At 31.5% G+C, this 15406-nt stretch carries 16 protein-coding genes; 10 read left to right on the top strand and 6 right to left on the bottom strand.

What is annotated here, in order from left to right; all coding sequences use genetic code 11:
* Positions 1–2 precede the first annotated feature (2 nt).
* From AAON49_RS04045 to AAON49_RS04025, 5 genes are read left to right on the top strand one after another with little or no spacing between them, the layout of a single operon-like run.
* Positions 3–182 (top strand): CcoQ/FixQ family Cbb3-type cytochrome c oxidase assembly chaperone, encoded by a 180-nt coding sequence (locus AAON49_RS04045; RefSeq protein WP_349552827.1) that lies wholly within the window; start codon positions 3–5, stop codon positions 180–182.
* 3 nt (positions 183–185) lie between these two features.
* Entirely contained in the window at positions 186–1049 is an 864-nt protein-coding gene (locus AAON49_RS04040) for a cbb3-type cytochrome c oxidase N-terminal domain-containing protein (protein ID WP_349552826.1), read from the top strand.
* Positions 1050–1087: 38 nt separating this feature from the next.
* A complete protein-coding gene (gene ccoG / locus AAON49_RS04035) occupies positions 1088–2509 on the top strand; it encodes a cytochrome c oxidase accessory protein CcoG (protein WP_349552825.1) in 1422 nt (473 codons plus the stop codon).
* A 12-nt stretch (positions 2510–2521) separates the two neighbouring features.
* Positions 2522–2968: a FixH family protein gene (locus AAON49_RS04030; protein WP_349552824.1), complete on the top strand. Its 447-nt coding sequence runs from the start codon at positions 2522–2524 to the stop codon at positions 2966–2968.
* Positions 2968–3666: a sulfite exporter TauE/SafE family protein gene (locus tag AAON49_RS04025; protein ID WP_349552823.1), complete on the top strand. Its 699-nt coding sequence runs from the start codon at positions 2968–2970 to the stop codon at positions 3664–3666. The genes AAON49_RS04030 and AAON49_RS04025 overlap by 1 nt, the downstream gene beginning before the upstream one ends.
* Positions 3667–3688: 22 nt before the next feature.
* On the opposite strand, the gene AAON49_RS04020 is transcribed toward AAON49_RS04025, so the two are convergent.
* Genes AAON49_RS04020 through AAON49_RS03995 form a run of 6 tightly spaced genes read right to left on the bottom strand, consistent with a single transcriptional unit; the run spans position 3689 to position 8847 of the window.
* Complete coding sequence (locus AAON49_RS04020) at positions 3689–4069, bottom strand: hypothetical protein (protein ID WP_349552821.1); 381 nt, start codon at positions 4067–4069, stop codon at positions 3689–3691.
* 7 nt (positions 4070–4076) lie between these two features.
* Positions 4077–4991 carry a bile acid:sodium symporter family protein gene (locus AAON49_RS04015; RefSeq protein ID WP_349552820.1) on the bottom strand — a complete coding sequence of 305 codons (915 nt, stop codon included), beginning with the start codon at positions 4989–4991 and terminating at the stop codon, positions 4077–4079.
* Complete coding sequence (locus tag AAON49_RS04010) at positions 4975–5616, bottom strand: DUF4159 domain-containing protein (RefSeq protein ID WP_349552989.1); 642 nt, start codon at positions 5614–5616, stop codon at positions 4975–4977. Before AAON49_RS04010 ends, AAON49_RS04015 begins: the two co-directional genes overlap by 17 nt.
* Before the next feature lie 41 nt (positions 5617–5657).
* Positions 5658–6365 carry a 16S rRNA (uracil(1498)-N(3))-methyltransferase gene (locus tag AAON49_RS04005; RefSeq protein WP_349552819.1) on the bottom strand — a complete coding sequence of 236 codons (708 nt, stop codon included), beginning with the start codon at positions 6363–6365 and terminating at the stop codon, positions 5658–5660.
* Positions 6365–7483, bottom strand: a complete 1119-nt coding sequence (locus AAON49_RS04000; RefSeq protein ID WP_349552818.1) for a GTP cyclohydrolase — start codon at positions 7481–7483, stop codon at positions 6365–6367. The genes AAON49_RS04005 and AAON49_RS04000 overlap by 1 nt, the downstream gene beginning before the upstream one ends.
* Before the next feature lie 17 nt (positions 7484–7500).
* Positions 7501–8847 (bottom strand): transporter, encoded by a 1347-nt coding sequence (locus tag AAON49_RS03995; protein ID WP_349552817.1) that lies wholly within the window; start codon positions 8845–8847, stop codon positions 7501–7503.
* A gap of 190 nt (positions 8848–9037) precedes the next feature.
* Here AAON49_RS03995 and AAON49_RS03990 point away from each other — a divergent pair, with 190 nt between their 5' ends.
* The 5 genes from AAON49_RS03990 (at position 9038) to wecB (ending at position 15404) form a co-directional block, all read left to right on the top strand.
* Entirely contained in the window at positions 9038–9295 is a 258-nt protein-coding gene (locus tag AAON49_RS03990; protein ID WP_349552815.1) for a DUF4834 family protein, read from the top strand.
* Between the two features lies 1 nt (position 9296).
* Entirely contained in the window at positions 9297–11708 is a 2412-nt protein-coding gene (locus tag AAON49_RS03985) for a YfhO family protein (protein WP_349552814.1), read from the top strand.
* Between the two features lie 152 nt (positions 11709–11860).
* A complete protein-coding gene (locus AAON49_RS03980; protein ID WP_349552813.1) occupies positions 11861–13051 on the top strand; it encodes a glycosyltransferase family 4 protein in 1191 nt (396 codons plus the stop codon).
* On the top strand, positions 13048–14325 hold the full coding sequence (locus AAON49_RS03975; protein WP_349552812.1) for a glycosyltransferase family protein: 1278 nt from the start codon (positions 13048–13050) through the stop codon (positions 14323–14325). The genes AAON49_RS03980 and AAON49_RS03975 overlap by 4 nt, the downstream gene beginning before the upstream one ends.
* Complete coding sequence (gene wecB, locus AAON49_RS03970; RefSeq protein WP_349552811.1) at positions 14322–15404, top strand: non-hydrolyzing UDP-N-acetylglucosamine 2-epimerase; 1083 nt, start codon at positions 14322–14324, stop codon at positions 15402–15404. Before AAON49_RS03975 ends, wecB begins: the two co-directional genes overlap by 4 nt.
* The last annotated feature ends 2 nt before the right edge of the window (positions 15405–15406 follow it).

Below are 15406 nucleotides of genomic sequence, written 5' to 3'. Positions count from 1 at the left end.
TCATGTTGAAATTTGTAAAGAATCATTTAGAAACCATAACAGGAATTGAGATATATCCATTGATATCACTAGTTATCTTCTTTAGCTTTTTTGTAGCACTATTTTGGTGGGTTTTTACAGCAAAGAAAGATTATATCAATAGAGTGAGTAGAATTCCTTTAGACGAAAATATAAAATTTTAAATCATGAAAAAGTACATACAATCAGTTTTTTACATAGCTTTTTTAATCGTCACTTTTATTGGACTAACAACTGCATTTGTTGCATATGAGAACCCATTTGATATTTATGAAAATCCACTTGTTTGGATTGCATTAATCTCTTTTGCTTTAGTTGTAATCTTAAAAGAAGTTTTAAACGTAGTAGCTCTAAAAAGAGCTGAAGATTTAGAGCTAGAAAAACAAGGAATAAATCCTGCTTCAATAGATAAATATGCTTGGTTTAAAAAAATAATCAAGCAATGGACAAAATCAAAAGCTATAGATGAGGAAGAGGAAATCATTTTAGATCATAATTATGACGGGATTAAAGAGTTAGACAACTCATTACCACCATGGTGGATTTATATGTTTTATGCAACCATATTATTTGGGGTGATTTACCTAGTAAAATACCATGTGTTGGATGGAGATGATCAGGCTACAGAATATCAAAAAGAATTAGCTGAAGCCAAACAACTTATAGACAAGTTTAAAAGCAATCCTAATACTAAGATTATTGATGCTACCACGGCACAAATACTTACAGATGAATCTTCATTAAAAAGAGGAAAAGCTATTTTTAATTTAAACTGTGTAAGCTGCCATGCTGTAGATGGAGGCGGAGGAATAGGACCTAATCTAACTGATGAGAATTGGATTTTAGGAGGAGGTATTAGCAATGTGTTTACTACAATTTCTGAAGGAGGAAGATCCGGAAAAGGAATGATAGCATGGAAAGCTACTTTAAAATCTGCCGATATAGAAAAAGTAGCAAGTTACATATTGTCTTTACAAGGTACTACACCTGCCAAACCCAAAAAGCCAGAAGGAGAAATCTGGAAGGAATAGATACAATAGAAATTTAAAATTAGTTTTAGTAGTTAGATATGGAGGCACCCAAGAACGAAAAATTTAGAGATAGTATAGGTACTATTGATGAAAGTGGTAAAAGGTCTTGGGTGTTTCCTAAAAAACCAAAAGGAAGGTTTTTTAAATACCGTACTTGGGTTAGTTATTTTCTACTAGGATTTTTATTCTCAGCTCCTTTTATAAAGATAAACGGCAATCAGTTTTTACTGTTTAATGTGCTAGACAGAAGGTTTAATATTTTCGGATTTCCATTCTGGCCTCAAGACTTTCATCTGTTTGTTATTTCAATGATCATCGGTGTTATTTTTGTAACACTTTTCACGGTAGTCTTTGGTCGAATTTTCTGTGGATGGATCTGTCCTCAAACCATTTTCATGGAAATGGTCTTCAGAAAAATAGAATATTGGATTGAAGGAGATCGAGGTAAACAGATAAGACTTAGCAAACAAGCTTGGAATGCAGAAAAAATAAGAAAGAGAGTTCTCAAATGGATAATTTTCTTTGTTATCTCCTTTCTTATAGCCAATGTGTTTTTAGCTTATTTAATTGGAAGCGATAAACTAATTAGTTATGTGTTTTCATCTCCTTTAGATCATTTAAGTACACTTATATCTTTGCTCATATTTACAGGTGTTTTTTACTTTGTTTTTGCTTGGTTTCGAGAACAAGTATGTATCATCGCTTGTCCTTATGGTAGATTACAAGGTGTTTTATTAGACAATCAATCTATCGTTGTTGCTTACGATTATAAACGAGGAGAAAAAGAAAAAGGGAGAGCAAAATTTAAGAAGAATGAAGATAGAGTTACTAGTGGAAAAGGAGACTGTATAGATTGCAAACAATGCGTGCATGTTTGTCCAACAGGAATAGATATTAGAAACGGAACACAATTAGAATGTGTGAATTGTACAGCTTGTATAGATGAATGCGATGATATGATGGAAAAAGTAGGATTGCCCACAGGTCTAATTCGTTATGCAAGTATTGATAATATTGAGAAAAAGGCTTCTTTCAAGTTTACAGCGCGAATGAAAGGATACACAGCTGTTTTAGGAATTCTAACTTTTGTTTTAATAGGGATGTTGTTCTTAAGGAATGATGTTGAGGCTACTATTTTAAGATTGCCAGGTCAGTTGTATCAAAAGAAAGAAAATAACATTATAAGCAATGTATATACCTATAAAGTAATTAATAAAACAACAAGAGATATTAATAATGTTAGCTATAAACTCTTGTCACATGAAGGAGAAATCAAAATAGTAACACATCATACGTTTCAAATTCCTAAACAAGGATTGTCTGAAGGCACATTATTTATAGAATTGCCAACATCTGCATTGAAAAAAGATAAAGTAAGGGTAAGAATAGGAGTTTTTAGCGGGAATCAATTAATAGAAACAACAACAACAAATTTCTTGGGACCAAGAAGTTATAGATAAAAACCTAGTATTATGAAGATGAATTGGGGAAAAAGTATTGTAATCGCTATCGTGTTATTTGTAGGATTCATCATGTACTTTGTAGTTACGATGATGACAGATAATCAGTACAATCACGATTTAGTTACCGAAAATTATTATGAAAAAGAACTTACTTATCAAGACAAAATTGATGCTTCAAAAAATGCACTTGATCTAGGTGAAAATATTACTGTAGAAAAAACAGCTGATGGACTTTTCGTAAGGTTTCCAAAGGCGTTTCAAAAAGAAAAGATTGAAGGAAAAATGTTCCTATACAGACCATCTGATAAGAAATTGGATTTTGAAATTCCATTTTCAATTACCAATAATTATTTGCTCGTGCCTGACAATAACTTATCGGGTGGTCGCTGGAACATTTCAATTGAAGTCAAACATAAGAATAAAAAATACTTCTTTTCAAAAGAAATTCTTTATTAATGATTTATACGGCATTACTTTTTGGTTTGTTAGGAAGCTTTCATTGTATGGGAATGTGTGGCCCTATCGCCTTTATGTTGCCTATTAATAGAGTGAATAAAACCAAAGGGATACTGCAAACAAGCTTGTATCATCTAGGCCGCATTTTTTCCTACTCACTTATAGGAATGCTGTTTGGATTGTTAGGAAAAGGATTTTACTTTTTTGGATTACAACAGCAACTTTCTATTGCAGTAGGACTCATTATGATAGGAAGCATTGTTCTTCCCAAAGCATTCTCTAAACTTTCTATAGCGAGACCTCTCATTAGATTTACAAACAATATCAAGAATCAATTAGGAAGTTCATTAAAAAAGAAAGAGAGCTCAACATTTTTTACTATTGGGTTTTTAAACGGATTATTGCCATGCGGATTGGTATATATGGCTATGATAGCTTCTTTAACCTCAGAAACTTTTGTGCAAGGAATGCTATACATGGCATTGTTTGGATTAGGAACGGTTCCTTTGATGAGTGCTGTAGTTCTGTTAGGAAATATTACCAATGCCATAAATCGTCAGAGAATTCAAAAACTGATTCCTGTTTTTGTAGTGGTTATTGGTGCTTTTTTTGTGTTAAGAGGATTAGGATTGGGAATTCCGTATGTATCTCCAAAACCTATTCATGATTTAGTAGATGCTACTCAGACTTGTTACTAATTTAAAAATCGAAGCTAATCATTTACTTTTTAGAAAATAACTCAACCTTTGATGATTTGCCTTTATTATCAAATTCAATTTTTAAAAATATAAGTTCCACAGGATCTATATCCCATTCATATCTATCATACACAGAAAAGTATTTTATAGGATTTGCTTCTGGAATGCCTAATCTATAATTAGAATTTTCTCCAATTTGTTGTATAATTTCATTTTCGCTCTTTCCCAATAAAAGTCTACTGCTGATTAAATCATTAACCATTTTTAGTCTTTCATCAGACAAGAAAATTTTAGTAGATTCTTTCCACTTTTTACTGTCAAACTTTTCATTTCTAGTGCAGGAGAAAAATAAAACAACAATTAAAATGATGAAGCTAAGTTTTATATTTAGTTTAAAATTCATATTAAAACTATTTTTTCCTTCCCCAGTAAGCGGCCAACGCCATTCCAGAAAAGATATCCCAAATACCCCAAAAGGCAGCAAGCAATGCCATTCCGCCTAAACCTTCAAAAAAACCAAAGATGAGCAATAATCCTAGACCTCCATTTTGAATTCCAGTTTCAATAGAAATGGTCTTCACATCTTTTTGCTCCAATCCAAACCCCTTTGCAGTATAATAACCAATAATATAAGCACCAATATTGTGAAAGATTACCAGTGCAGCAACTAAATAAATATAGTCTAAGAATATATCGATGTTCTCATAAAAAGCAATTACAATTAAGGCAAGAAAAACGATCATTGAAAAAGGTTTTAAAACTTTTTCAATCTTTTTAGCTGCATCAGGATACTTATGGTTTACAATCATTCCTGCTAGCAATGGAATACCTAAAATAAGCAGTACGAGTTTAAAAAGTTCAAAAGGATCTAACTCTACGGTTTTTAAAATAGCATCAGTAGGCGCATACAAACCTCCCCAAAACTGTAAGTTAAAAGGAGTCATTACTAAACACACTAAAGTTGCAAAAGCAGTTAAACTAACAGACAAAGCTGCGTTTCCTTTTGCCATTTTACTAAAGAAATTAGATACATTTCCTCCTGGGCAAGCAGCAATCATCATCATACCCAAAGCAAAGCTTGGATGAGGTTTGATAATTATAATCGCAATAAACGTTAGTGCCGGTAGTAAGATAAATTGTGAAAAGATTCCAACCAATAATATTTTCGGATTTCTAAGTAATCTCTTGAAATCTTCCATAGTAATTCCTAAAGCAACACCAAACATGATAATAGCAATGGCTATGTTAAGAATCCAGAGAGACTCTGTATCAAAATTAATTCGAATCTCGTCAATGTTAAGGTTAGAGTCAGTTTTTAAAAGCATATTCTATAATATTGGCTCCCATTTTTAAGGCTTTCAATCGAGCTTCTTGAGGATTATTGTGAATAGAAGCATCTTCCCAACCATCACTTAAATCAGATTCATAATCATAAAAACAAACCAATCTTCCTTGGTAGAACAGGCCAAAACCTTGAGGGGCTTTTTTGTCATGTTCATGAATCTTTGGCAAACCATCTTTAAAGGTAAATGTCTGATTGTAAATGGCATGATCTTTAGGAATCTCCTGAAAAGTAAGTTTTGGAAATACCTTTTTCATTTCTCTTCGAATATACTTATCTAATCCATAGTTGTCTGAAATATGTAAAAAACCACCAGATGTCAAATAATTTCTTAAGTTGGTAGCTTCATCTTTGGAGAAGAACACATTACCATGACCTGTCATGAAAACAATTGGAAAATTAAAAAGATCTGAGTTTCCTACAGCTACAGAAGTAGGATCTTTAGTAATCTTTGTGTTTGAGTTTTCGTTCGTATAATCAATCAAATTAGGCAATGCAGTTGGATTCGAATACCAATCGCCGCCACCATTGTATTTTAAAATAGCAACTTCTTGAGCAGAAATTTGCAACAAAGTAGAAAATACAAAAAGAAAAAATAGGCTTTTAATTTTCAATTCGATTGAATTTATAGCAAGATAAGAATTCTTTTTTATTGGTTGATAAAAGCTACATTTTGAACAGAGACCAAAGCGGCAGTTTCTGTTCTTAAACGTGCTTCACCTAAGGAAATAGGAATATAGCTGGCTGCAACACTCTTTGAAACTTCTTCTAAAGAAAAATCGCCTTCAGGACCAATTAGAATTGTTATGTTTTGCTTCGATTTTACAATATTTTTCATCAACTCTTTTTCTCCATCATAACAATGAGCAATGTATATGTTTTCTTTAGAATTTGTTTGTAAGAAATCGTTAAAAGTTGAAACTGCATTAAGTTTTGGAAGGTGATATTTTAAAGATTGTTTTGCAGCAGATAGAATAATTTTTTCGAGTCTTTCTGCCTTGATGACTTTTCTTTCTGAATTTTGACAAATGATGGGAGTAATTTCATCAATACCTATTTCAGTAGCTTTTTCTAAAAACCATTCCAATCGTTCGTTATTCTTCGTGGGGGCAATAGCAATATGTAAATAATAATCACGTTGCTTAGCTTTTTCCTCTTTGGCTATAATATTTGCAATACATTTTTTATCACTTGCAAGGATAATTTCTGAAGTAAATAACCATCCTTTACCGTTACTGATGGTAATACGATCACCTTCTTTTTTTCGCAAAACTTTTACAATGTGTCTACTCTCAACTTTATCAAAAGTAATTTGCTCTGTACTTTGGTTAATATGTTGATTATAAAATAACTGCATTATAAGTCTAATCGATAAGTTCTTCTTCTTTTGTGAGTTACGGGATCAAAGTTTTTCCAAATTTGGTGAATGGCAGTATTGTCTTCTAATTCGGGAGTTCTCACCATAGTTTCTACTCCTTTTTCAGTACAAGTTTTCTTATATTCATTAAAAATGATTGCTGTAACTCCTTTATTTTGATATTGCTCATCTACGCCAATTAAATAGGAGGTAACCACTTTAGGATTCTTTCTTGCCTTTAAAAGATTGAACATTCCAAACGGAAATAAAGAGCCATTTGCTTTCTGTAATGCTTTAGAAAAAGAAGGCATAATAATAGCAAAAGCAACTAATTTTCCATTCTCATCAATAACAAATTTGATAAATTCTGGATTGATGAAACCAATGTATCGTTCTTTAAAATATTTAATTTGCGTGTCTGAAATGGGTACATATGAAGAAAGCTTAGAATATGTTTTTCCAAATAATTCAAACATCTCATCAACATAAGGCATGATGTCTTTTGTTTTTGTGAAGTTTAAAGCTTTCAAATTAAAACGACGAGAAATAATTTTGGCAATTCTATCGTAATAAACTGGATCTACATTTTTTATTTGAAACTTATTTTCTAAGTATTCTTTTTCTTTTACAAAACCTAGTTGTTCTAAATGATCTTTGTAATGAGGTTGCGAATACCAGGTAATCATTGTTCCTATATGATCAAAACCTTCAATTAAAACACCTACTTTATCTAGGTTAGAAAACCCAACGGGCCCTTCTATATATTCCAATTGATTTTGGTAACCGATTTCTTTTACTTTTTCAATAAGTATCTTAGATACATTGATGTCATCAACAACATCATACCAACCAAAACGCATTTTTTTAATTTGCTGCTCATTAACTTCGTACCAATTAATGATAGCAGCAAGTCTTCCAACTATTTTCCCATCTTTAAGAGCTACAAAAAAGCGAGCTTCAGCATTTTCAAAAGCAGGATTTTTTTCTTTGTCAAGAGTTTGTAACTCATCTTTGATAATAGGAGGAACCCAATAAGGGTTGTCTTTATAAATCGAAAAAGGAAATTTCACAAACTGTTTCATTTCCTTTTTTGTAATCATTTCTTGTACCGTAATCATGCTACTAAAATAAAAATTTAACCATTCTCATCTTCCTTTTTTCCACTATTCTTATTTTTTTTCTTTTCCTCTTTCTTCTTTTTGGCTTCTTGTTTTTTCTTCTCCTTTTCTAATCTCTTTTTTTCTTTCTCAGCTTGTTTGTCTTTTTTAGCTTTTTCTTTTTCTTCAGCTGTTTTACCTTTTAAGAAACCAAACAACCCTTTTTTAGTCTTGTCTTTTACAGGCTTAATTTTTGAAGGTCTTACTCTCACACGCTTAGGCCTTGTTCTAATAGGTTTTGGTGTAGCTTTTTGAATCGTATCGTTGTTAAGGTTTATTTCATCCTTATTTGTGTTTTTTCTAATAGACTCAATAGTTTTATCTTTTAGTTCTACATTATTAGCTGCTTTTTTCTTCTTGCTTTTAAAGATGCCAGTAACTTTTCCAAACAAGCGACCAAAGAATCCTTTTTTCTTTACAGTTTCCACTTCTTCTTCAATAGGATTTCCATATTCATCTACCTCAATAACTTCATCTTTGTGTTTGTCTAATCTGTATGATGCTCCAAATGAAGTGTAAAAACCTTTCGCTTTTCCTTCAGCAATTAAACGCAACGAACTATTAATTTGAAGATTTCTATTGAATAAGAAAGCAATTCCAGAACCTAGGTTGGTGCTAGTTCGAGTTTTAGTAAAGATGGTTTGATTTTCAAAAAAAGTAGACCATCTGTCATTAAAACTATAGGTAGCTGTTACGATATAGGAAAACTCTGGTAAAGGGGTTGTAATCTTATCGTAAAACAAGTTGGTAACAACATTCAAGTCTCTTGTAAGATCGTTTTGAAGTAAAACACCTGCCTTAGGTGAAAAACCTCCAGTACTAAAAATATCACTCTCAATTCCAGGATTTATCCCAGCATAAACGGCAACAGAAGGGATTAACCTGCTCCAATCAAATCGATGACGTTCAACCCAACTTCTTACTTCTTTTGATTTGTCTTTGTATTTATGTTCATATAGGAGATATTTTCCAGCGATAGTTAAGTTGCTAATTCCTCCTTTAAAATAACTTGAAGTAAAGATGTTTTGAAAAGCTATTTGATCTCTCTGATATCTGAAATTTAAATTCAACTCAAGACGTTCTTTAAAAAAGCTAGTTCTAAAGAGAAAATCAATACCATTGGATTGAGGTCTAGAAAATGTAGGGACGATTTGAGTTTTTCTATAAAATATACTGGTTTCTAATTGATAGATACCAGTACCAACACTATATGGGCTTTCAGAAAAACCAGGCCTATTAGAGTTAATCACTCCAGTATATTGGGCAGAAACCATACTGATGGTTAAAAACATCAGCAAAAACCACAATTTTTGGAGTAGATTCATAAAGTTAGTTAGTTGCAAAAACCTAAAAATAGTTTTGGTTTTACACAAACATACTGTAAAAATAGGACTCATCAAATGCAATAAATACTTTTTTAGAACTTTAAAGTTTTGTAATCTATTAACGTATCAATTATCTTCAAATTGTTACTTTTGAAGTTAATTTAAAAAACTCATACAGGAAGCAGGATTCATGGGCTTACTTAGAACACTCTTAATTATACTATTAGTATACTACGCTTTTCGCTTTTTAGCTAGATTATTTGCACCCGTTTTAATGAAGAGAATGGTTAGCAAAATGCAAGAAAAAGCGCAACAACAATATAACCAACAAAGACAAAACTCTACTACAGCCAGAGATGGAGAAACTGTAATTGATAGAAAGCCAGGAGCAACTAAACAAGGAAACGATACAGTAGGAGAGTATGTAGATTTTGAGGAAATCGACTAATATGAACTTCAAGAAATTTTTACCACACCTAATATCTTTAGCAGTGTTTGTTATTGCTGCATTGCTATATTTTCACCCAGTTTTAAAGGGACAAAAAATGTCCCAATCCGATATTACACAACATATTGGAATGGCAAAAGAAGTCAACGACTTTAGAAAAGCTACAGGAGAAGAACCTTATTGGGCTGAAAGCGCTTTTAGTGGTATGCCTACTTATCAAATTGGGACTTATTTCCCCAATGATTATGTGAATAAACTTGATGGTTTTTTACGATTTTTACCGAGACCTGCAGATTATCTGTTTTTATATTTTCTTGGTTTTTATCTTTTACTAATTGCTTTAAAAATAGATTGGAAACTCTCAATACTTGGAGCCTTAGCCTTTGGTTTTTCAACCTATTTGATTATTATTTTTGGAGCAGGACATAATGCTAAAGCACATGCTATTGCTTACATGCCAATGGTATTGGCAGGAGTATTGTGGGTTTTTCAAAAAAGATATTTGATAGGTTTTTCGGTTACTTCTTTAGCAATGGCTTTAGAGATAAAAGCTAGTCACCCACAAATGACTTACTACCTCTTGTTTGTGATTTTAATTTTAGGAATTGTAGAACTGATAGATGCTATTAAGAAGAAGAAGATTCCTTTATTTGTGACTCAATCAGCAACTCTTATTATAGCGATGATTGTTGCTGTTGGTGTGAATGCCACAAGATTAATGGCAACCAAAGAATATGCAGATTATAGTACACGTGGTAAAACGGAGCTAACTATCAATCCTGATGGAACGCCAAAAGAAATAACAAACGGATTGTCTAGAGATTATATTACACAATATAGCTATGGCATTGATGAGACTTTCAACTTGTTAGTGCCCAGGTATATGGGAGGGGGAACCTATGAAACACTTGGGGAAGATTCATATACATATGAGTTTGTAGAGTCTATTGCAGGTCCTCAACAGGCAAAAGGTTTTGTTGAAAGAATATTAACATATTGGGGAGACCAACCCTATGTAGAAGCACCAGCATATATAGGAGCCGTTATTTTCTTTTTTTTCTTTTTAGGTGTATTTTTAGTGCGAGGGAAACTTAAGTACTGGTTAGTATCTGCTACAATATTTTCAATAGCTATGAGTTGGGGAAAGAATTTCTTCCTAACCGATTTATTTATTGATTACATGCCTTTGTATAACAAGTTTAGGGCAGTTTCTTCCTTTCAAGTAGTTGCAGAACTATGTGTTCCTCTCCTTGGAATTTTGGCAATTAAAGAGTTTTTCTTTTCAAAGGTTGATAATTCTCAAAAAATTGAAGCCCTCAAAAAAGCATTGTATGTTACCGGCGGTCTTGTAATTGTTGGATTGTTATATGCTTTAGGTTTTTCTACTTTTGAAGGAATAAGAGATGCTAACTACGCCCAGTATGAAGGACTAATAGATGCTGTAATTGCCGATAGAAAATCATTATTATATTCAGATAGTTTTAGAACCATAGTATTAATAGGAATAAGTTTTGGATTGTGCTGGTTATATATAAAAAAGAAAATAGATTATACTAAAACAATTATTGCCTTAGTTGCATTGACTGTTTTTGATTTGGTTCAGGTCAACTTACGATATGTAAATGCTGAGGATTTTACATTAGCTAGAAAAGTAGATAAACCTTTCGTGAAATCTCCGGCAGATATAGAAATAGAAAAAGACAAAACTCATTATAGAGTAGCTAATTTTACTACAGATCCTTTTCAGGATGGAAGAACTTCTTATTATCATAAATCAATTGGAGGATATCATGCTGCAAAAATGGGAAGATATCAAGATTTGATAGAGTTTCAGATGGCTAAGAACAATAGAGAGGTACTAAACATGTTAAATATAAAGTACTTTATTTTTCCCGCTCAAGGAGGAAAAGAACAAGTTCAAATTAATCCTGAAGCAAATGGAAATGCATGGTTCGTAGATTCTATAAAAACAGTAAATTCTGCTGATGAAGAAATTATAGCTTTAGATAGTTTAAAAACCAAAACTGAAGCTACAATAGATATAAATGGCTTGAAGGAAAAGTTTGATTTTAAAATTAAAACAGATTCGATAGCTTCTATAAAGATTACGGAATACGCATTGAATCATTTGAAGTATGAATCTAATACGACTTCAGATCAGTTTGCTGTATTCTCAGAAATCTATTATAAAGATGGTTGGAATGCATATATAGATGGTGAATTAGAATCACACTATAGAGTGAACTATGTTTTGCGTGGATTAAAAGTTCCTGCAGGAGAACATACCATAGAGTTTAAATTTGAACCTAAAGTAATTCAAACAGGAAGCACAATTTCATTAGTATCTTATTTCTTATTGTTATTAATTCCATTAGGATGGTTCTTTATTGATAAAAGAAAAACTAAGAATTAGATATATTTGCTTTGAATTACTGAGCAAAGTTTTAAAAAGAGAACTCTAAGAGCTCTCTTTTTGTTTTATATAATTACATTTGTGTAGATTCATAATTAACTTTATTCTTTGTTTATCATTTCATTTTTAATAATGTATTTAGATTTATAGGTATGAAAATAGGAATGATCCTCGATAAAATATTTCCTCCTGATCCTAGAGTAGAAAATGAAGCTATTACTCTAATAAAGGGAGGACACGAAGTGTTTTTATTTTGTCTTACTTATGGAAATCAGAAAGCAAAAGAAGTTATCAATGGAATTAAGGTCGTAAGATATAAATCTAATAAGTTAGAGTATAAACTTTCTGCTCTTTCTTATGATCTTCCTTTTTATAGGATTTTGATGAAAAAGAAAATTCATCATTTTATCAAAGATACACGAGTAGAGGTTTTACATGTTCATGATATCAGAATTGCGGAAGCAGTATTCAGCGCAAATAAATTTCACAAACTTAAAATTATATTAGACTTACATGATAATTTCCCTGAAAACATGAAGTCTTATCCACATCTAAAAAAGTTTCCTGGAAAATATATTATCTCTCCAAAAAGATGGAAGAAAAATGAAGAAAAGATTATCAAGAAATCTGAAAAAGTAATTACTGTATCTCCAGGTTTTGTTTCTGATGTATTAACAAGGACCAACATCAATAAGGAAGATGTAATCCTTGTTCCAAATACAGTTAGAGAGTCTTTTTACAAAGAAGCTATTATAGATAATGAAATAGAAGACAAATACAAAAAGAACTTTGTTGTGTTATATTTAGGGGATACGCATATTAGAAGAGGGTTGTTAACTGCAATTAAATCAACAAGTAAACTAAGTAAAAAAATTAAAGGATTTAAATTGGTTATTGTAGGGAAGAATACAACAGATCCTATCTTGAAAGAGGAGGTAAGAAAATTAAAATTGCAAGATTATGTTGAGTTTGAAGGTTGGCAAGATGTTTCTTTATTTCCTTCTTATATAGTTGCTAGTGATTTGTGTATTTCACCTCTTTACAGAAGTATACAGCATGATGTTGCTTATGCGAATAAAATTTTTCAATATATGAGTTTTGGAAAACCATTATTAGTTAGTAATGCAACAGCTCAAAAAGAAATTGTAGAATCATCTAAATCTGGACTAATACATAAAGAAAAAGATGTAGAAGATTTTACTAAAAAAGTAATGGAATTATATAACGATAAAGAGAAGTGTGAAGAATTAGGAAGTAACGGAAAAGAATTTATAGAGAAAGAATTCTCTTGGGAACGTACTTCCAAAGAACTTCTTAAATTGTATGATAATTTAAAAGCTTGAAAGTACTAATTATAACATATTATTGGCCTCCTGCTGGAGGTTCTGGAGTACAACGATGGTTGAAATTTGTAAAATATTTACAAGATTTTGATATTACTCCTGTTATATATACTGTTGAGAATTCTAGTTATGCAATTCAAGATGATATACTGGAAAAAGAGATTCCAAAAAATGTAGAAGTCATTCGTAGAAAAATCTTTGAGCCTAACAATTTTGGTGCATTCTTAGGAACTAAGAACAAAAAAAGTAGCGCTGGTTTTTTAAATCCAAAACCAGGAATATTAGGAAAAGCATTACGTTATATAAGAGCTAATTATTTTATTCCTGATGCAAGGAAATTTTGGATAAAACCTTCAATAAAGTTTCTGAAAAAACACATACCCAATCAAGGTATTGATTTGATAATTACAACAGGTCCACCACATAGCTTACATCTTATAGGTTTACAACTTAAAAAAGAATTAAATATGAAGTGGATTTCGGATTTTAGAGATCCTTGGACAGAAATCGATTACTTTCATCATTTACCATTAACAAAAGCGTCACTAAACAAACATCAAGATTTTGAAAAAGAGGTAGCGCAATATTCTGATCAAATTATAGTTATAGGAAATGCTATGAAGGATTACTTTTCCTCTTTAAATAAAAATACGGTAGTTATTACCAATGGGTATGATAATGAGATCAAAAAAGATACACCTTTTTTAGACGATTCTTTTACAATTACCCACGTTGGAATGATGAATTCAGACAGGAACCCAAAAGTTCTTTGGAATGTTTTGAAGGAATTATGTGATGAGCATAAAGATTTTAAATCTGATCTTATAGTACGTTTGATAGGGAAAGTGTCTATCGAAGTAGAAAAAAGTATTCTAGACCTAGAAAACAATGTGGATAATTTAGGATATTTAAACCATCATGAAATTCAGAAATATCAAAACTCTACACAATTACTTTTACTATGTATAAATAATGTACCAAAAGCAAAGGGAATTATAACAGGTAAAATATTTGAATATTTACAAGCAAAACGCCCTATCTTAGCAATTGGGCCTGAAGATGGTGATGCTGCAGATATCTTAAATCAAACAGATTCAGGTAAAATATTCGGATTTGAAAACAAACGTGAGTTAAAGAAGCATATTTTAGAGCTTTACAAATTATTTAAGAAGAATAAATTGGTTGTAAATTCTAAAGACATTCAGAAATATCACAGAAAAGAACTAACAAGAAAACTAGCCAAAGTTATTCACCAAACAATCGAGAAGAATTGAAGAAAATCGTTACTGTTTTAGGGGCAAGACCCCAATTTGTAAAAGCAGCTGTTTTAAGTAGAGTGATTAAAAAGTACAATGCTATACAAGAGGTAATTGTACATACGGGTCAACACTTCGATATGAATATGAGTGATGTCTTTTTCGACGAAATGATGATTCCAAAACCTAAATACAACTTAGATATTAATAGCATGAGTCATGGAGCCATGACTGGAAAAATGTTAGAAGGAATAGAATCTATTTTGCTAAAAGAAAAACCAGATGCAGTTGTTATCTATGGAGACACAAATTCTACTATAGCAGGAGCTTTGGCCGCAAAAAAAATGGATATTAAGGTAGTTCATATTGAAGCAGGATTACGATCGTTTAATATGAAAATGCCCGAAGAGGTGAATAGAATTTTAACAGATAGAATTTCAGATTTGTTAAGCTGTCCAACACAAATTGCCATTAATAACTTAGAAAGAGAAGGTTATAAAAATCTGCCTATTCAAATAGAAAAACATGGAGATATTATGAAGGATGCTGCCGAATATTACAGCCAGTTTTCTTCTGAAAAATCATCCATAATTGAAGACTTAGCTCTTACAAAAGAAAAATTTGTTTTAGCTACAATCCACAGGCAAGAAAATACTGACGATATAGAAAAACTAAAATCTATTTTTTCTGCCTTAGAAGAAATTCATAAGCAACACCCTGTTGTTTTACCATTGCATCCAAGAACAAAGAGTATTTTAGAAGAAAATAGCATTGCACCAAAAATCACATTAATAGATCCTGTTGGGTATTACTCGATGTTAGAACTATTAAAGAATTGTTTAATGGTTGTTACCGACAGTGGTGGATTACAAAAAGAAGCTTTCTTTAATAAAAAACACTGTGTAATTGCTAGAGATGAAACAGAATGGTTAGAATTGGTAGAAAATGGTTTTGCAGAGGTTGTAGGAAGCAACAAAAACTTACTTTTAGAAGTTTATAAAAAATATACAAATTCTAATAAAGACTTCTCTCTAGAACTTTATGGGAATAATGTTGGTGAGAAGATATATCAATCCATTTACAAATTAATACAATAAGT

The organism is Pseudotenacibaculum sp. MALMAid0570, assembly GCF_040151415.1.
Taxonomy (GTDB): domain Bacteria; phylum Bacteroidota; class Bacteroidia; order Flavobacteriales; family Flavobacteriaceae; genus Polaribacter.
This window is presented reverse-complemented; position numbering and strand designations above follow the sequence as displayed.